Genomic DNA, 17,149 nt, shown 5'->3' with positions numbered 1-17,149 from the left:
GGGGAGTGGGACATCAAAGCCGCGACTCGGTCGGCGCAAGCGGCAACCGTGCCGTCACCTCGAAGCCTCCCTCTGCTGTCGGCCAGGCGCCGAAGTCCCCGCCGAGCAGCTGACACCGCTCACGCATGCCCAGAATCCCGCGGCCGGGGCCCGTACCGGCCTGCCCGCCCGTACCGGCCCGACTGCCCGCACCGTTGGAGGACGGCCCGGAGACGGACGCACCCAGGAGAGCCGGGCGGCGGCGGCCCCGATCGGTGACACGGATCTCCAGATGATCGATCCCCGCGCTCACCGCGACCGTCACCCGGGTCGGACCGGTGTGCCGGATGACGTTGGTGATCGACTCCTGGAGGATGCGGTACGCGGCACTGTCCACCGCGCTCGGCAACGGCTCCGCGGGCGGCTCCACTTCCAGCGTGAGATCCAGTCCGGCGGCACGCGCCTCGGCGACGAGGTCGTCGAGCTGATCCAGCCCGGCGTGCGGCACTGGCTCGTCCTCACCGCCCCGGAGAACGCCGAGGATCCATCGCCACCGTCACACCGCCGCGCACCAGCGAGGACGGACAGGCCGTCACCTTCACCGCCTTCCCCACCACCGGCTACCAGGACGAGGCCACCGCGAACCTGGTGCACGAGCTGCGCGACGACGTCCTGCCCCGCACCCCCGGAGGCGAACGGGTCCTCCTCGGCGGACCGAACGCGAGCACCATCGACGCCGCCGACGAGGCCGCATCCCGCCTGCCCCTGATGATCGCCGTCGTGATCGCCGTGTCCATGCTGCTGCTCATCGCGCTGGTCCGGTCGGTCACCATCGCCGTGCAGGCCGCCGTGATGAACCTGCTGTCGATCGGCGCCGCCTACGGCGTCGTGGTGGCGGTCGTGCAATGGGGATGGCTCGGCCCCGCCCTCGGGTTCCCGACCGCCATGCCGGTCACCACCTGGGTGCCCATGATGATGTTCCCGGTGCTGTTCGGCCTGTCGATGGACTACCAGGTGTTCCTGATCTCCCGGGTCCGCGAGGAGTACCAGCGGACCGGCGACACCCGCGTCGCCGTCGCCCGGGTACTTGCGGGCACCGCCAGGGTCATCACCGCCGCCGCGGCCATCATGATCGCCGTCTTCACCACCTCGCTGCTCGGCCACGACATCTCCGTCAAACAGGGAAGCCTCGGCATGGCGGTCGCCGTCCTCATCGACGCCACCGTCGTCCGCATGGTGCTCGTGCCCGCCGTGATGGAACTGTGCGGCAAGGCCAACTGGTGGATGCCCGGACGCCGGACACCGAAGACGACCACCTCCGAATCCCCCGCCGAGGTCGAGGAAGCGGTCAGAGTCTGACCCCCTCCGCCCCGGCCCCCACCACACCAATCCCAACCGGCCCCGGCGCTCGCCAGAATCGCCAACCTGCCGGCCGACTCCCACCCGCCCCGCACACGAAGGGAAATCCCATGTCCAGGCCCCTCCGCCGTTCCTTCCCCCGCCCGTTCCCCCGCCCGTTCCTCCGCCCGTTCCTCGGCCCGTTCCTCGGCCCGTTCCTCCGTTTGTCCCTCGCCGTACCGGCGGCGCTGCTCGCCCTCCCGGCACTCGCCGCCCCGGCAGCAGCCGCCCCGCTCCCGCTCGCCCAGGACGACAGCGGCGGCGGCCGCGGCGTGTCCTTCGTGGCCCTGCTGCTGACCCTGACCGGCGTGGTCGCCGGCGTGCAGGCACTGCGCACCGCCCGCCGCGCCAGCAGCCGGAAGGGGCCGGGCACAGCCGTCGCCGCCCTGGGGCTCGGCCTCGCCGGCGCCGTCGTCGGCGGTGTCGTGCTGGCCGGCTCCGACGCCGCAGCCGGCACCGGCAACGGTCAGGGCGGCGCCATGGTCGCCGTGGCGCTGGGAGCAGCAGCCATACTCACCGGCGCCCTCGCGCTGCTCCGCGCACGCCGCACCGTCTGACCGTTCTCGCACCGCACCCGGCTCCCGACCCCACCCCGGCCGCCACACACCCGGCGACCGGGGCGGCGTCGTTCACCCCGTGCTCCCCGCTAACTCCGCTCTGCCGGAGTGAACAGCTCGACGAGATTGCCCGCCGGGTCGGCCACCAGGAACTGGCGCCCGCCGGGCCCCGAGACGATGTCGCTGCGCATCACCACCCCCGCCCGCTCAAGCCGTTCCCGCTCGGCCTCCAGATCGTCGACGATCAGGTGAATGCGATTGCGTCCGGCGACGGCAGCGTCCCCGGGCGTGGCGCGCGCCCCCGAGCTGGTCGGACCGGACAGCAGCAGCCGCAGCGTTCCGCGTACGACGTCGGCGAACGCCGGCGGGAAGGCGTTGAGCACCATGAAGCCCAGATGAGTGGTGTAGAAGTCGATCGCCTCCTGCACGTCGTCGACGATGTAGCGGACGCTCGCCAGGCCGCCCTCGCTGTCGGGACCGGTCATGCGGATCTCCTTGTGGCGACTGTCGGCCGAATGCACGGCGAGCGAAAACGCCCGCCCTGCACGGCCCCCTTGTCGGCCGGAGCATAGGCCCCGACCACCCGGAGCGCGCCGCGCCATTCGGCAACGACAGGCCAAAATCCCGTGAACGGACCATGCACCCCCGGGCGAGGCTGGACCACCGCCGCTGATCGCCACGGAAGCCCCGCCCGACACGCCCGCGACCTCAAGGACTGACGAGCCCCGTGCGATAGGCGATCACGACCAGCTGCGCGCGGTCCCGCGCCCCAGCGTCGCCATCGCATGGCTGACATGGGTCCGCGCCGTGGCCGGGCTCAGACACAGCTCGGCACCGATCTCGTCAACGAAACGGCCATGCTCCCTCTGCGAGCACTGAAAACCCCGCACCCCCGCCCCCACCAGAACGGCGCACCCACTGCCGGTCACCGCCGCAGCCAAGAGCCGCCCCCGGGACCGGAACCACGCCTCTTTTCCGCCTGCCCGGCCGCCGCGGCCCGCTATGACCCCGCGATGGCGCGGGCGGGGGCCTGGAGCCGGGGGAGCGGGCCACCAAGAACCGTGCCGTCGTTACGATCACCTGCGGGCGCCGTTCACGCCCCCCGGACGGGCCGGCCGGGCCGATCCCGGCAGACGACCAAGGCATCGTCGGGAGGCCGACCGGGGAGGACCCGCTGGACGCGCTGATCCCGCGTCTGGCCGCAGCCTACGGCGACCCCGCGCTGCTGAAGTTCAACCTGGACGACGTGGGTTCGGCGGCCGGGCGGGCGGCCGAACTGGCCGATCCGGCCGCCCGCGTGCGCACCAAGGACAAGGTGCTGACCGCTGGGGACTACCTGTCGGCGTATGTCCTGGAGTGCACGCTGCACCACCTGGACCCTGATCGCCCACCTGCCCTGCGTTCCCCGCCCGCCCGCCGAGATCCTGGCGGCGGCGCGCCGTGCTCTTCAGCGGATCGCGGGCGCCCCGTTCCCCGGTGCTCTCTCCGGGGGGTGTAGCCGGCCCGGCAGCAGCGTCCGGGGCGAGGCGACGGGTTCGGTGACCGCTCGGACCGGGCCTGCGTCGTCGGCTGCGCAGCTCGTCGCCGGGAGGCAGGCGCGAATTCAAGGCGGAACGTCTCCAGGCTCGCCTGCCATGCGGCCGGACTGTCCTCGGGCGGAGCGAAGACGACGTCCGACCGAAGGCTGTGCACTTCCACCGCGCTGGTCCTTCGTTCTCAGGGTATCTACCGCGCGCGCGGGCCGGCACGATCCCCCTCTTCGCCGTCGGCGGCCGCGCCCGCCGCGATGCCCGACCTCCTCCCTTGCCGCTGCCGGGGGAGCGTCACCCTGCTTTCCCCCGGCCGGTGAGGCACTGCGCCGCACGCCGCAGAAGCCCGTGTGGCGACGCGCCCGTTTCGTGCCTCGGCCTTCTGCGCCCGCCCGTTGCGTGGTTCAGCCGGCCGGGCCCTGCGGATACGCGTGGACGATGTACGCCCAGCGTGCTGCTCCGACGGTCAGGAAGATCAGTGATGGAGCCAGCCACCAGCGGCTGAGGGATCCGCGCCGCACCGGCGGCAACGTGAGCAGGAACGTGCTCAGGCCGAGCACGATCAGCAGCGCTGACGCGAACTCTATTCCCGTCAGGGTGTCTTCGTCCCATGAGCCCCGGGGCTGGGTCACCAGTGCCCCGTAGGCGACGCAGGCATTGAGCAGGTTCGCGAGGGCGAGGACCACCCCTCGCGGCCCTCGCAGCAAACGGGTCACTTCAGGGCACTCCTCGCCTCGTCGAGATCCCGGTCGAAGTTGCGGCCGTAGGTCTGGGCCTTGTCGTTCTGCCAGTAGGGGCCGCCGTTGTAGCGGGCGGCGAGTTCCTGGCGCTGCTCTCGCGTCATGCTGTCCGCCGGTATGTCGGCGAAGCTGCTCTCTTCCTTGAGCATGGCCAGGTACTCGGCCGCGATGAAGATGTTCTGGCCGGGATCCTGCAGCGACGCCTCGATGGTGTCCCGCTGGCCTTCGGTGAGGTGCGCCGGGTCGTACCCGAGCACCTCAGCTGCTCTTCTCACCTGGATGGCGATGGGGCCGGGATGTCTCGTCCGGCGTACCGCCGAGCCGCCAGGGCAGGTTCTCCGGGGTGTCGTGCAGCCAGCCGTCCCTGGCGAGCTGGCGGAGGGTGTCGGTGCCGTCGTCCATCCAGCCCCACTGCCCACCCACTTCCTGCCAGGCGATGCCCGCAACCATGTCGGGGGGCAGGCCGGATCTGTGCGCGGCTGCGGTGATGATCTCCTTGTTCGCTGCGATCCACTCGCGGCGTTCCTCGGCGTTCCTGGGTACGGCCCAGTAAGCGTCGGTGGCTTGTGGAAGGTCGGCGAGGCGCATCCTGATGTCCCTCAGGGAGGGGGACAGGTCGTCGGTGCCCACCGGCTCGGTGAACTCCGCTTTCGCTGCGCTGCCGGGGAGACGGGCAAGCGGATCCCTGCTGGCTTCAGCGGCTTCGGCCCGCAGCGCGGGTATGGCGTCGAGGAGGGTCTTCGCGTCGGCGAAGTCGCCGCCGCGGAAGTCGGGCAGGGCCTTGTACGCCTGGTCCAGCGCTGCCGTGCACACCTCCCGGGCCTCGCTCTCGACCGTCTTGGCGCGGTGATAGGCCGCGCTGGCCTGGCTGTGGGCGAGGTTGGCTTCGTCCTTGATGCCGTCGATGTCGACGGTGAGTTCTTGGCACCGGGCTCCACGTCGAGCAGCAGATCCCGCAGTCTCTTGCACTCCTGGGCATTGCGTTCGACGAGGGCGGGGTTGCAGTCCTCCAAGTACCTGACGTCCTGCCGGCAGGTGTGCGCCATGCATCTCACCGGTCTTCCGGGGCCACGTACTGACCCAGCTCGAGAAGGGCGTTCATCATGCCGCCGCCACCTCACCGTCGTATGCGACGAATGTGCCGTTTCGCTTCTCCGAGCCGTGTGGACAGTGCGGCGAGCAGGGACGTCGCGTCCTGATACTGGTCGTTCGCGAAGCGGGCGAACCGGTCGACCCTGGCTGCGACATCCGGGTGCGAGCGCGGGGCCCGTGCCAGCGTGCACAGCTCACCGTCGGGCCGCCCCTCGTAGAGGAGTCCTGCCAGCTCGATCAGGAAGTTGGAGTTCTTGTCGAGTGAGCTGTGGCTGACGCCCAGCCGGTCGCCCTTGCCGTCCTGACGGTCCCCTCCGGTGCCATTCGTATCTGCCGGATACTGGGTGAGCTGCACGAGCGCCGTCTGCCTGCCGGCCGCGTCGGCCTTCAGCTGCTCCCACTCGTCCCACGCCATCCGCTCTGCCCCCGACACTGCACGTGACTCGTTCCGCCCGCGACTTCCATGATCCGCTCTCCGTGTCCGTCTGCCAAACCCGCCGCCCGCACCACAGGCACCGGCCACAGCGGTCAACTGGCCGATGATGACGCTCATGCGGCGCACGCCGACCGTCGCATCACGCAGGTCGCCCCAGTCCAAAGCCGCGCATCGTCGGATGACTCACGACTGCTGTGATCCGACGGTGAAGCACGCAACCGCGACGCGATATGGTCCCTCACCGTTTCACGCGCCCGCGGACGGCCGGCACGGCGAGCGCCAGGAGAGCGGGTTCCACCAAGCGGGATGCCATCTTGATGTAGGTCCCCGGGAGCCAGGCTGGCCAGATAGGCGTCGCCCGAGCCGGTCAGCTGGTTGGCGGCTCGTTGTCGGGACGGGTGTGCATCGGAGGATGGGTTTGTGTGCGGTTCGGTCCTGAGCACAGGTGTGGTGTGGTGCCGTCGGCGTCACTTCGTTCTTGTTGTCTCCTGCTTGTTGTCGAGTCAGTCGCGGCATCTGTGCGGGTGCTCCGGCAGCCCGGCTGGTCGTGTCTGGTCTTCGTCTCCGGCGGCGGGCAGGCAGGTGCGCAGTATGGCCTCGTTCTGTGCGGCGTCACCTGTCGCGGGGAGCAGCCGGGCGGTCTTGTCGCCGTTCTCCGCGGTGTAGGTGCTGAGGAAACGCACGCCGGCGGGTGAGGGGACGTAGGTGTCGCGGAGCCAGTGGGCGAACAGGGCGGCGGTGTGTGCGGTCGCGTCGATGAGGGCGGCGTGGGCGTGGTCGGGGGTTGGCATGGCGGCCGTCCCGGTGACGAAGACACCCTGTTCCGCTTCGATCTCGAAGTTCATGACCGGGACGTCGCGCAGGCTGGAGGTGGTGAACTCGACGAAGACGTCGGGGAAGGACCGCTCCAGCGCATCACGGAGGGTTTCCAGGTTCGCCTGCCGTGCGGCCGGATGGTCCTCGGGGGGAGCGAGGACGACGTTCGACCGAGGGCTGTACTCTTCCACCGCGCTGGTCCTTCGTTGTCAGGGTACGTACTGCGCGGAACCGGTGACGCCGTTCGTCGCCGTCATCGACTGCCGGTAGGCCGTGTTGTCCTTTGCGTGGGTCACGATCTCAAGACCGGGGATCTCGGAGTTGGCCGGGTTGGCCATCGGGCTCTGGTACCGGTCCAGCTCCGCTGGGTCAGACCGGTGCGTGCCGTCGATCAGCGGATCTCATTTCGGGTTGCCCCGGGCATCCGTCTTCACCGGTTTGGCGAGGGTCTCGTCGAGGCGCTCGATGCTGCGGAAGCTGCGTGTGGCGCAGTCCGGGTCGCGCACGTGCTTGGCCTCGGCCAGGTAGCCGTGGGCGGGGCGTATCCCGTCCACCATGAGTGCGTGCCTGCGGCTGGCCGGCGGCACCTCGCGCTCCGGGTAGCCGGCCACACGCGATGGACAGGCGTTGTCGGGATCCGCCGGGCCGCCGCCTCCGGCGAGTCCGCCCGCGCGCCACGACCCGGCGACGTCCCGCGACTTCTCCGGCGAGCCGCGGAAGCGGTCGCTCATGCCGCCCGGAGCGTACTGGTCGTACCAGGCGGTATCACCCACGACTTCAGGCAGCTCCTGGCCCAGTCCGGGAAAACGCTCGCTGCGGTCCGCTCCCGGGTCACCCATGCCGGCCGTCAGGTCGGCCTGCCGCTCCAGAACTGCCGGGACGACCTGACTCTCCCGCGCCGTGAACTCCCGGGCATTGCGCATCAGGCCTGTGCCGGTCCCGCCCATCACGTAGGCGCTGAAGCCCGTCTTGTCGAGCGTGGTGGAGGCCGCTGACGTGTTCACCTTCGCGAACGCTCGCGCCGCGTCGTCGTCCCCGGCCATGCCCTGCTGCCGGCCGAGTTCGTGGGAGAGTGCGATGGTGGTGTCTCTCGTGCCGGCCATCACCGTGCTCACCATGGCCACGGACGCCTTGATCATGCCCTCGGCGACGACCCTGTGGTCCGGCGACCAGCCCCATCCGTTTTCTCCGTCCGGCGATCCAGCCCGTCACCGCGGGCAACTGATCACCTGTTGCATCGCACCAGCGTCCACCTCACGGCCCGGGCCCCTGGCGACCCGGAGGTGGACCGTTCGTGATCGCCGGGCAGGGGGAGCGGATCATCCCGGCGGCCCGGCCGCAGGCGCAACTGCAGCCGCGCCTGCCACCTTGATGCACCGTGGCGCCCGTAGGCGCCGGCATGACAAGAGCGAAGGCTCTCGGCTCCAGCCGCAGCGCCGACATCAGCGGCCGCCTGAACAGCACGGTTCTACGGCCGGGTCCGGGCGCTCTCCGGCGCGGCCGCGCGAGGGACCGGGGCGGGGCTCGACCGCCTGCAGCGTGCCGGCGGGCTGCCGGGCCGGCGGCCGGCGAAGGAGACGTCGGGCCGGTCGGCGTGTGCTCACCGGTTCCGTCTGATGCCGGGGAGGGCGGGCACTTCCTCCGCAGGCCGTCACCTCGTGCGGAGGTGCCCTTTGACGCCGGCTTGGGCGCTCACATACAGTCAGTGCCTGATCAGATAACGGAGTTCGCATGAAGGGGGTGGTGGTGTGCTTTTGACGACCGGGCAGGCAGCCGAGGAGCTCGGCTGTGCCATCACCACCTTCCGCCGCCTGATCCGTGCGGGGCTGCTGCCGGGGCTGTCACGGCGCGGCGTGCGCGTCATGATCCCCCTGGACGTCGTACAGGCACTGCGGGAACGCCGGCAGGCGCCACTCGGCCGGCTGCCGGCCGGGGAAGTCGCCGTCCTGCGGGTCGGCACGGCCAGACCCGCCCGGGAACCGGACCGCAACTGGCTCGGGTTCGCCGCCTCGCTCACCCCCGACGACCTGCTCAAGGCGCTGCGCGGCTGGTGGAGGTGCGATGCGGCGAGTGTCGCGGCCGGGGGAGTGCTGCCCGTGACCCTGTCGGGCTACGTCGTGGCCGTGCTGACCGGACTGGAGCGATGGGAGAAAAACAGGCAAGGCCGTCACGCCTTCCCCGACGCCCGCCTGGCCGGCTACATCACCGACCTGGCCGCCCCGCACACCGTGATCACCTCCAGCCTGGAGGGCGACCGCCGGCTTGCTGAACTGCTGCTGGGCAGCCGGCTCTCCTCCCACTCGGGCGGAGCCATCGCCTACGTTCCCACGAACCCCGCAAGCTGAACTCTGGCCCGGACAAGGAAGCTGTGATGGACGCGAAGAGCTACAACGCCGCGCTCGCCGAACTGCGCACGGTCCGGGACGCCATCAACAAGACCCGGGCACGCCTTGCCAAGCTCGAGACCGACCGCGACAAGCAGATCACCGAACTCGCCTCCTACGAGAAGGCGAAAGCGGAACGCATCGCCCCGGCAGCGGGACTGAGCCTCGCCGAGGTCGTCGCCCTGGCCCCCGCCCTGGCCCCCGCCCGCCTCTCCACCGACGACCGCACTACGGACGAGCAGCCTCCCGTCCCCGAGCCGGTCTCCGGCCCCACATCCCACGACACGGGCGAGGAGCAGCCGCCACGCCCGGGAGCTGCCGCACCTGCCATCGGCGCACCCCGCTCACAGCGCACCGCGGCAGCGGATGACACCACCGACGGCACCGCCCCGCAGACGTCACCGGAGCCGGGCAGCCTGCCCTCCATCCCCGAAGGCGCCCCGGGCGACGCCTGGTTCGGCCACACGCCCGGCCTGGCATCCACCCGGCCGAACTTCACCCAGCAAGCCCGCTCCACCGTATTCCTGGACACCACGACCGGCATCCTGGTCCACCGCGACCAGACCCACCGCGTCGACCTCGGTGCCGCCACGGCCGCGGACATCCTCACCGCCGTCTTCCACACCATCCCCGACGGCGTGGAGCGCATCTACATCACCGCAGGCGACCCCTGGCACCGCGACGCCGACCGCTACCCCTACCTGCGCGACGCCGTCGCCGCCTGGCTCAATGCCCCCATCCCGGGCTGGCGCACCGACACCGGCCGGGGCCGCGACCGCATGGCCGGGCACTTCGTCCACCCCCGCCACCCCGTCGGCCGCTACCAGCGCGAACACGCCGACCAGCACGTCGAGATCCGCTCGGTGGGGGAGTGGTTCGACCTCGACGGCGACGACCCCGCCCTCGTCCGCGACGCCTTCGTCCTGCTGTGGAAGGCGCTCCGCCGCCACTGGCCCGACGCCGTCATCATGGGCTCCCCCTCCCAGACCGGCCGTGACCTGTGGACCCGCACCATCCCCACCCGCGGCCAGTACGCCGAGGGATACCCCGTGCTCTCCGAGGAACTGCGCGGCCTGCTCCACGCCACCGCAGGCCAGGGCCGCAACGAACTCATCACCCCGCCCCGCGTCCCCGAGCAGCTGCCCCGGCTCGTCGAATACGACCGCACCTTCGCCTACGCCAAGCACACCTGGAAATCCCCGGTCGGCACCCCCCGGCGCATCACCGCCGCCACCTTCGCCTCCTGGAGCGAGAAGGAACAGATCCGCGCCCTGTACGGATGCGGCCACTGGCAGGTACGAGTCACCGTGCCCGACACCTGGAACCACGTGGGTCTCCTGCCGGCCCCCGCCCCCGGCGACCGCCGCTGGCACTACCCCAGCCGGCCCGGCGCCACCTTCACCACCTGGGCCGGCGGCCCGGAGATCCACACCGCCCTCACCAACCCCGTCCAGCCCTGGACGATCGAAATCCTCGACGGCATCCTCTGGGAGGACGGCAAACCCCTCGACGACTGGGCCAGGAAACTCAAGGAAACCTGGACCAGCCTCTGCGCCCAGGCCCACTTCCACGGCGACCCCCGGCAGGCCCGCGCCGCCCACCTGGCCTCCCGCGCCGTGCGCGCCATCCTTCTGTACGGCATCGGCTCCTTCGCCCAGCGCCCCCGCATGGTCACCGGCACCACCCCCCGCGCCATGGAACGCGACGTACCGCCGGACGCCGAGATCATCAGCTTCGACGACGACCTGATCACCTGGCAGAAACCCACCGGCTTCAGCCGCGATGCCAACGCCCACCCCGAATGGGCCGCCGCGATCTGGTCCAGCGCCCGCGCCGCCCTGCTCAGCCAGCGCCACCGCGACGACGGCACCTACGCCGGAGCCCTCCACACACCACCCGGCACGGTGGTCGCCTTCCGCACCGACGCCCTCTACCTCACCCAGCCGCAGAACTGGCCCTACCACCACCAGCCCGGCGACTACCTCCTCAAAGGCCACCTCACCGGGCCCCTGCCCGCCCCGACCGGCGAAGAAGAACTCCTCACCCTGCGCGACGCAGGCCGCGCCGCCCTCACCCCGGGCAAGGACACCTGATGCCGCCCCGCTCACGCCGCAACCGGGCGGCACGAAAAGGCCGGTTGAACGAGGCGGCCCGCCTGGCCGACCGGCTCCAGGCAGCCGGCTACACCAAACGCGACATCGCCCGCATCCTCGACCGTGACCCCTCCCTGGTCTCGCAGTTCTACACCAGGAACAAGGGCGCAGCCTTCGTCACCGCCCTGCGCGAAGTCCTCACCGCGGTCGAGGCGGGAGGCATCACCGACCTGCCCGAACTCGCCGCGATCGCCGCCCGCCACGTCCGCCGCCGCACCACCGCCTCCGGCGCCCCGGCCCGCGTCCGTACCAAGGCCGTCATGATCACCCCGACCGGCACCGGCACCGGCCGCGTCGGGGCCCAGGCCATTGCCTCCGGCTCCGCCCGGCTGCGCCCGCTGATCGCCGAAGCCGCCCGCCAAGGACTGCGCCTGGCCTTCACCGTCCGCCTGGCCAGAACCGGCTACCTGCATCCCTCCGGCAGCCGCACCGACTCGCCCGGCATCCGCCGCAATGTCGTCCAGCGCACGGATCACACCGAGGAACGCTCCTACGGCTCCGCACAGACCGGCGGCTTCGATGCGGCCGGCTTCGCCCGCCGCGTGGATGCCGCAGCAGGCGACGTCACCGCGGCCGTACGCCAGTGGCTGGTCGAGACCGGACGCATCCGCGCGGACGCGCAGATCCTCCACCTCGAGGTCCGCACCTGGCGTCCGCGCTGATCCCGCCCCGGGCCGCCGGCCGATGGCCGAGAGCGTGGCCAGGAACGTCCCTGGGGACAGGCACGCTGGAGCGGGAGAACTCCGGAGCCGGCCGGTCCGGGAAAGCCGATGCGTGAACTGCCCGGGCCCGGTCCCCACCGCTGTGTGCGAGATGACCGCCAACGGCGGGCTGCGGGCCGAGGAGCTGAAGATCCCGCTCAGGGACGTGACCGCGTACCAGCGGCGCCGGGCGAGCATCAGCACCCGCCGCCCCGTCTCGCGGAAGTCCGGGCAGGACAGGTCAGTCCCAGGTGTCTGTCGTTGATGCCTGAGATTGACCTGGGCAGGGCGGCAGAGAGGGATCCGGAACCGCCCATCAGGGCGCGTGCCTCCAAAGAGCGCTGCATGTGCCCGTCGTGAGCTTCGGGCAGGAGCAAGCCTTCAACCCACACGGGTGGCAGCAGTGGCTCGCCGCAACGCTGATCGCAGCAGGCTGGATCCTGGCCACCACCACAGCTGCGGGCCTGATGTCGAGGTCTTCGATGTTCATGAGTAACGACAGCACACATCGACTCGGGGTGGCAGCAGTCGGGTGGGCTGAGGGATCCCGTGGAAGGCGACGGTGGCCGGACGGCGTTCGCCGAGGAGACGCTCCATGCGGATTCTGATCATCACCGCCGGTTCACGGGGCGACGTCGCGCCCTGCACGGGCCTTGGGCGGCGCTTACTGGACGTGGGCCATCAGGTCGCCGTGGCTGCTCACCCATCCTTCGAGGCACTTGTCGGCGGGTGCGGTCTCGACACCGGCCTGTGCCGGGAGACCCGCAGGGGCTGATCCGGGACTGGGGCCGGGCGACGTCGCGGGAGGAGTCCCAGGCGCTGACGAGGGCGTACGCGGACGGACGTGCCGATGGGGTGGCGGGAGCCGTGGCGGGCGGAGCCGACCTGATGCTCACGGCCTTCTCTGCGGCACCGCTCCGTACCTGTTTCTAAACAGGCGGGTTCGTGCTCGTCTCATGACCATTGCGTGGGCTGCGGCCGGGAGAGTGAATGCCCGGTCGCGGTGCGGTGCTCCTGGTCGCCGTCTGCCGCTGGATAGGCATATCGCATGACCGCATGTCGCTCACGTCGGTACGTCGCAGCCTTGTTGGCCGCCACAACCTTGCTGCCTGCCCCAGTGGTGTCGGCCACGCCTGCAGCAGCCGACCAAGGTGCCGGCAGCGCTCACGCGGAATTCGGAGATTCGAACAGTGAGGCGCTGCGGCGTCTGGCCCAGCCGCCGTCGGACGTTGCGGCGGTTGTGCTCTCAGTCGACGACGGAGAAGGCGAAGGCAGCGAGCACGCCGGGGGAGGAGCTGTCCGCGGATTCACCTGGTTGATCAAGCCGAAGTTCCTGGCAGTCTCCAGTCGATTGTTGAACATGCTGTCCAAGTACCTGACCCTGAAGGAGTGGTCTCTCCAGGGAGAGATCATTGGTGGGATCCCACTGCTCGCTATGGGGAAAGCGTCTCTGACGTTGACTTTCGGCCCATAAACCGTGTGGTACCTGCACTGGCCGAGCAGTTCGGACGCTGGTGGTACGAATAGGTGCCGGTAGGCTGGCTCAGCTGCCCGGGGTCGGCTTCCTCGTCCAGCCGCGTGCGGCACCTCTCCGCGCCAGACGCCTGGTCATCAGGGTGATGGCAGCCCAGGTGATCAGCGTTTCGGAGTGCTGGACGAGCCGCTCGTAGTCCCTCGCATGGCGGCGGGCGTGCATCATCCACGCGAGCGACCTCTCGACGACCCAGCGGCGGGGCAGTACGACGAAGCCGGAGGTGTCTTTGGGGCGGCTGACGGGCTTGATGGTGAGGTTGAGGTGCTGTTTCGCCCAGTCGACGAGCTTTCCGGCGTAGGCGGAGCCGGCCCAGACGATGGTGATCTCGGGGTGCATCAGGCGCAGGCGGAAGAGGATTTCCTAGGCCGCGGCGGCGTCGTGCAGGTCGGCGGGGGTGACCTTGACCAACAGGGGCAGGCCGCGGGTGTCGACCACCAGGTGGCGCTTGCGGCCGTTGACTTTCTTGCCTGCGTCGTAGCCGCGGGTGGCCTTGGAGACAGTCTCGGCTGCTTTCACGCTCTGGGAGTCGATCACGGTGGCGACCGCCCGGGGCCCTTTGCCCAGGTCCCGGCGGATCCGGCCGGCGAGCTGGTCGCGGATCTGACCGACGATGCCGGCGGCCGCCCAGCGCGCCATGAACCCCCAGACCGTTCGCCAGGGCGGGAAATCCGCAGGCAGGGCCCGCCACTTGCAGCCCGTGTCGACGACGTATCGGATCGCGTCGACGATCTCACGGCGTGGGTGTTTCTCCGGCCTGCCGCCTTTGCTGGTCTGGCAGGCTGGGGTGGGCAGCAGCCCTTCGAGCAGGGCCCATTCGGCGTTGGTGGTGTCCGAGGGGGAGCGGCGAGAGCGCATGACGGCTGGCCTTCAGACGGGTGCGGCGGGCCGTCCGCAGGGCGGCCCGCCGCAGGTCAGGAGCTGTTGATGAGGTCGAGGGCGGACTCGATGGAGTTGAGCTGGGCGACGATGTGCTTGACCCACTTGTCGCCCGGGTGCGCGGCGGCATGCGGAGCGACGGTGCCGGTGATGAACCGGCGGAACTCGGTCAGCTTCTCCCTGACCACCGCCCGTTCGTATGCCTCCAGCACGTCCCGCTCGGCGCCGGGTTGGTAGCCCGTCGCGCGGGTCCAGGTGAGCGGGGGCACGCCCTTCTCCGCAGCCTGGTCCTTCAACGCGGCGAGTCCGGAACCGACCTGGCTCGGGGACAGGTCGCTGGCGCGTACCAGCTGAGGGAACTCAAGGCCGGCGGGTCTGGCCTCGAACAGCACAAACCGCAGGGTGTCCGCGTGGCGTCTGGCGGCATCGCCCCGTCGCCGTGAGGCGCGGGGCATCCTCATTCACCCTTGAGCAGGCGGGCCAGTTCGTCGTCGACGTCGACCTTGCCGGTGTCGACGGCCGTCTCGATCCAGTCCAGCGTCGCCCGCACCCGGGCGACGTTCTCGTGCACGAGCGTGCGTTCGTCGTCGTTGAGGGTGCGGTCCCGCAGGCCCGGGACGGTCCGGCCGGCGGCGGCCACGAAGGAGTGGCAAGCGGTGACCAGGTCCAGGAACTCCACCGACCGGTCGATCGCGCGGACGGCCTGGGCGACGGGGCTGGTGCGGTCGAAGTCCTCGCGGGCTTGCCGACCGCGTTCGACCTGGGCATGGTTGACCTGGAAGCGGGCGGTGTCGTCGCTCATTGCCTTGAACGCGACGTCGGGCCTGCGCAGCAGGCTCGTGGCGGCGGTCGCCGCGACTGACTCGTCCCGCGTGAATCCTCCGCCACCCGGACCTTGTCCTCCGCCGACACTTTGGCCGCGACCTGCGGATGCTTGAGGAAGTCGGTGGTGACCGCTGCGGCGACCTCCTCTCGCGGGCCAGCGAAATGGATCGCGGTGACCTTCTCCTGAGGCGTGATCGGGGTCCCGACTTGCTGGCCCACCCGCCGACTCGCGTCGTCCGTGGTCCAGCGTGCCTTGCCGTCCGGTGGCGTCCCGATCGCTGCGAACCGTTCCGCCTCATCCTCGATGTTCGCCAAGGCTCGGTGGACCGTGTACGACGCCGTCTTCGGACTGCGGTGTTCCTTCGGCCGGCGGGAGGCCACCCACCTCGTGGTCTTCACCGTGGCGACCGCCAGCCCAATGTCGTTGGCCAGCCGCTTCAACGACGCCTCGACCGTCCACTCCGGCTCCGAGATCGGGCCACCCCGCTGCCTCATCGGCTCGATCTCCAGAGCGCGGTTCACCGATCGTGAACTGCCCGCGCGTCTGCTGTTCGACCACATCCCGCAGCTCGGTGACGATCTGTTCATAACGGGACTGGCTGACGCTCCCGACCTTCTCTGCCACTTCGGTCATGGTGTCTCACTGCCAACTGCAGGCCATGGCACGGCACTTGTGGCCGTGACGGGACAGGGCCCGCTTTCAAGCCGAGAGTCAGGCCGAAAATCCTAAGATCGCAACAAATGACCACAAATGACCGTTCGGTGGCCGAAGTTGGATCCGGGATGCGTTCGCTCAGCAGTTACTGTGACCGTTCGCCGAACGGTTCCGCCCGGCGCCTCCAAGCCCTCACCTTGCACCGCGGCGAACAGGACACTGCGTCCGAGCGACGGTCGACGCCGACCACCCACCGGGCCCCGCACTCCGGGCACTCCACCTCGCCCGTACCGTCCCGGACGGCCGCCAGGCGCTGACGCAACCGCCGCTCCCAGCGCCACTGCCTGGACCGGCACACCGACGAACAGAACTCCGCCCCAGGCCGGGCTCCCGGCCTCAGCCGTTCACCGCAGTCCCGGCAAATCCTCTCCCTGGCCCGACCGGCGTCCTCGGACACCAGACCAGCGTAGGACCCCAGGCTACTCAGAACCGGGCTTAGAAACATGCACTCAGTCGGTTGCCATGTCCTGCCAGAACACGTCGGCCAAGCGGTCGGCGATGGACTGCATCTGCTGGAGGGCTTCGGGGATCCGGTCCCGTCCGAAGCGGTAGCGGGGTCCGTTGACTGTCAGGATCGCGACCAGGTTCCCGGAGGAGTCGCGGACGGGGCGTGACAGGGAGAGCAGCTCTTCCTCGAGCTCGTTGTCGATGATCGCGAAGCCCTGCTCGCGTACCTGGGTGAGTTCCTTGAGCAGGGTTCCGCGGTCGGTGATGGTGCGTGAGGCGTAGGCCTCCAGCTTTTCGGGCAACAGCGCCGTCACTTTGTCCAGGGGCATGTCCGCGAGGAGGACCTTGCCGGTGGAGCTGGCGTGCAGCGGCCAGTGCTGGCCGACCATCTGGTGGGCCCGGAATCCGACCACATGGGATCCGGTGGCTTCGGCGACCAGGTCGAGTCCGTCCTTGGAGTCCGGCACCGAGAGTGTCACGGACTCGTTGAGCTGGTCCGCCAGTTCCTGCAGCAGCGGCTGTGCGCGGGCGACCAGCCCCTGGTAGGGGTCTGCCAGACGGCCCAGCCGGGCCAGTTCCCAGCCGAGGATGTAGTTGTTGTCGACGCGGTCGACGAAGCCGTTCTTCTCCAGGCTGTGCAGCAGGCGGAATGCGGTGGGCCGGGAGATGCCGGCGGCTTTGGCGAGGGCGCTGACCGTGGCACCGGTGCGGGGCCGGGCAGCCAGTTCGCGCAGCAGCCTGATGGCCTTGGTCACGGACTTGTTGGCCATGTCCGGCGTTGCGGATGCCTCGTTCATGCGGCCCCTCTTCGTGGCTCCGAGACGCTGCGAAGGCGCAGCTCAGCCTGTCTCGTCCACTATAACGCCCACGCGTTCAGATAGTGAACGCGTGGGGGGGGGTGCCTCTATGTCTTTCGTCAAGCGAGGCGTGGGGTTCTGGGTTCGTAGAAGGTGCCGTCGCGGAGCAT

At 70.2% G+C, this 17,149-nt stretch carries 15 protein-coding genes and 5 pseudogenes; 7 read left to right on the top strand and 13 right to left on the bottom strand.

Annotated elements, in window-relative coordinates:
- Nucleotides 1-13 precede the first annotated feature (13 nt).
- Nucleotides 14-487 carry a sensor histidine kinase gene (locus tag ABD198_RS16385; RefSeq protein ID WP_344001788.1) on the bottom strand — a complete coding sequence of 158 codons (474 nt, stop codon included), beginning with the start codon at nt 485-487 and terminating at the stop codon, nt 14-16.
- On the opposite strand from ABD198_RS16385, the gene ABD198_RS16380 reads away from it, so the two are divergent.
- Both ABD198_RS16380 and ABD198_RS16375 read left to right on the top strand, forming a co-directional pair.
- Entirely contained in the window at nt 487-1,338 is an 852-nt protein-coding gene (locus ABD198_RS16380; RefSeq protein WP_344001880.1) for an MMPL family transporter, read from the top strand. The genes ABD198_RS16385 and ABD198_RS16380 overlap by 1 nt on opposite strands.
- 110 nt (nt 1,339-1,448) lie before the next feature.
- Nucleotides 1,449-1,934 carry a DUF6223 family protein gene (locus ABD198_RS16375; RefSeq protein ID WP_344001786.1) on the top strand — a complete coding sequence of 162 codons (486 nt, stop codon included), beginning with the start codon at nt 1,449-1,451 and terminating at the stop codon, nt 1,932-1,934.
- 89 nt (nt 1,935-2,023) lie between these two features.
- Here ABD198_RS16375 and ABD198_RS16370 read toward each other — a convergent pair whose 3' ends face one another.
- Nucleotides 2,024-2,419, bottom strand: a complete 396-nt coding sequence (locus ABD198_RS16370; protein WP_344001784.1) for a VOC family protein — start codon at nt 2,417-2,419, stop codon at nt 2,024-2,026.
- Nucleotides 2,420-2,642: 223 nt separating this feature from the next.
- A pseudogene (locus tag ABD198_RS16365) lies at nt 2,643-2,779 on the bottom strand (response regulator transcription factor); the annotation flags it as partial.
- A 311-nt stretch (nt 2,780-3,090) separates the two neighbouring features.
- Between ABD198_RS16365 and ABD198_RS16360 the strand changes: the two are divergent.
- Nucleotides 3,091-3,416, top strand: a pseudogene (locus ABD198_RS16360) (maleylpyruvate isomerase N-terminal domain-containing protein); the annotation flags it as partial.
- A 451-nt stretch (nt 3,417-3,867) separates the two neighbouring features.
- Here ABD198_RS16360 and ABD198_RS16355 read toward each other — a convergent pair.
- The 6 genes and pseudogenes from ABD198_RS16355 to ABD198_RS16330 form a co-directional block, all read right to left on the bottom strand.
- Complete coding sequence (locus tag ABD198_RS16355; RefSeq protein WP_344001782.1) at nt 3,868-4,179, bottom strand: hypothetical protein; 312 nt, start codon at nt 4,177-4,179, stop codon at nt 3,868-3,870.
- Nucleotides 4,176-4,478 carry a hypothetical protein gene (locus ABD198_RS16350; RefSeq protein WP_344001780.1) on the bottom strand — a complete coding sequence of 101 codons (303 nt, stop codon included), beginning with the start codon at nt 4,476-4,478 and terminating at the stop codon, nt 4,176-4,178. Before ABD198_RS16350 ends, ABD198_RS16355 begins: the two co-directional genes overlap by 4 nt.
- Complete coding sequence (locus ABD198_RS16345; protein ID WP_344001778.1) at nt 4,462-5,172, bottom strand: hypothetical protein; 711 nt, start codon at nt 5,170-5,172, stop codon at nt 4,462-4,464. Before ABD198_RS16345 ends, ABD198_RS16350 begins: the two co-directional genes overlap by 17 nt.
- A gap of 148 nt (nt 5,173-5,320) precedes the next feature.
- Complete coding sequence (locus ABD198_RS16340) at nt 5,321-5,893, bottom strand: hypothetical protein (RefSeq protein ID WP_344001777.1); 573 nt, start codon at nt 5,891-5,893, stop codon at nt 5,321-5,323.
- Between the two features lie 341 nt (nt 5,894-6,234).
- Nucleotides 6,235-6,738 (bottom strand): hypothetical protein, encoded by a 504-nt coding sequence (locus ABD198_RS16335; RefSeq protein ID WP_344001775.1) that lies wholly within the window; start codon nt 6,736-6,738, stop codon nt 6,235-6,237.
- Nucleotides 6,739-6,756: 18 nt separating this feature from the next.
- Nucleotides 6,757-7,470 (bottom strand): annotated as a pseudogene (locus tag ABD198_RS16330) (restriction endonuclease fold toxin-2 domain-containing protein).
- 825 nt (nt 7,471-8,295) lie between these two features.
- On the opposite strand from ABD198_RS16330, the gene ABD198_RS16325 reads away from it, so the two are divergent.
- The 4 genes from ABD198_RS16325 to ABD198_RS16310 all read left to right on the top strand — a co-directional run bounded on the left by ABD198_RS16325 (nt 8,296) and on the right by ABD198_RS16310 (nt 12,560).
- Nucleotides 8,296-8,892 carry a helix-turn-helix domain-containing protein gene (locus tag ABD198_RS16325; protein WP_344001774.1) on the top strand — a complete coding sequence of 199 codons (597 nt, stop codon included), beginning with the start codon at nt 8,296-8,298 and terminating at the stop codon, nt 8,890-8,892.
- Between the two features lie 26 nt (nt 8,893-8,918).
- Nucleotides 8,919-11,024, top strand: a complete 2,106-nt coding sequence (locus tag ABD198_RS16320; protein ID WP_344001772.1) for an alpha-amylase family protein — start codon at nt 8,919-8,921, stop codon at nt 11,022-11,024.
- Nucleotides 11,024-11,746: a helix-turn-helix domain containing protein gene (locus tag ABD198_RS16315; protein ID WP_344001770.1), complete on the top strand. Its 723-nt coding sequence runs from the start codon at nt 11,024-11,026 to the stop codon at nt 11,744-11,746. The genes ABD198_RS16320 and ABD198_RS16315 overlap by 1 nt, the downstream gene beginning before the upstream one ends.
- Before the next feature lie 634 nt (nt 11,747-12,380).
- Nucleotides 12,381-12,560, top strand: coding sequence for a glycosyltransferase (locus ABD198_RS16310; protein ID WP_344001768.1), 180 nt, complete (start codon nt 12,381-12,383; stop codon nt 12,558-12,560).
- Nucleotides 12,561-13,328: 768 nt separating this feature from the next.
- On the opposite strand, the pseudogene ABD198_RS16305 reads toward ABD198_RS16310, so the two are convergent.
- The 4 genes and pseudogenes from ABD198_RS16305 to ABD198_RS16290 form a co-directional block, all read right to left on the bottom strand.
- Nucleotides 13,329-14,174, bottom strand: a pseudogene (locus ABD198_RS16305) (IS5 family transposase).
- Nucleotides 14,175-14,230: 56 nt separating this feature from the next.
- Entirely contained in the window at nt 14,231-14,650 is a 420-nt protein-coding gene (locus tag ABD198_RS16300) for a RacP protein (RefSeq protein ID WP_344001766.1), read from the bottom strand.
- Nucleotides 14,651-14,652: 2 nt separating this feature from the next.
- Nucleotides 14,653-15,654: pseudogene (locus ABD198_RS16295) on the bottom strand (DUF6192 family protein).
- A 530-nt stretch (nt 15,655-16,184) separates the two neighbouring features.
- On the bottom strand, nt 16,185-16,979 hold the full coding sequence (locus ABD198_RS16290; RefSeq protein ID WP_344001764.1) for an IclR family transcriptional regulator: 795 nt from the start codon (nt 16,977-16,979) through the stop codon (nt 16,185-16,187).
- Between the last annotated feature and the right edge of the window lie 170 nt (nt 16,980-17,149).

The organism is Streptomyces thermocarboxydovorans (assembly GCF_039524635.1).
Lineage (GTDB): Bacteria > Actinomycetota > Actinomycetes > Streptomycetales > Streptomycetaceae > Streptomyces > Streptomyces thermocarboxydovorans.
Note: the sequence above shows the minus strand (reverse complement) of the source record. Positions and strands in the feature narration are given on the sequence as shown.

Bases quoted from the DNA above. Each gene is read 5' to 3' on its own strand.
- ABD198_RS16370 (WP_344001784.1), bottom strand. From the start codon at position 2,419: ATGACCGGTCCCGACAGCGAGGGCGGCCTGGCGAGCGTCCGCTACATC.
- ABD198_RS16315 (WP_344001770.1), top strand. From the start codon at position 11,024: ATGCCGCCCCGCTCACGCCGCAACCGGGCGGCACGAAAAGGCCGGTTG.
- ABD198_RS16320 (WP_344001772.1), top strand. From the start codon at position 8,919: ATGGACGCGAAGAGCTACAACGCCGCGCTCGCCGAACTGCGCACGGTC.
- ABD198_RS16310 (WP_344001768.1), top strand. From the start codon at position 12,381: ATGCGGATTCTGATCATCACCGCCGGTTCACGGGGCGACGTCGCGCCC.
- ABD198_RS16300 (WP_344001766.1), bottom strand. From the start codon at position 14,650: ATGCCCCGCGCCTCACGGCGACGGGGCGATGCCGCCAGACGCCACGCG.
- ABD198_RS16375 (WP_344001786.1), top strand. From the start codon at position 1,449: ATGTCCAGGCCCCTCCGCCGTTCCTTCCCCCGCCCGTTCCCCCGCCCG.
- ABD198_RS16290 (WP_344001764.1), bottom strand. From the start codon at position 16,979: ATGAACGAGGCATCCGCAACGCCGGACATGGCCAACAAGTCCGTGACC.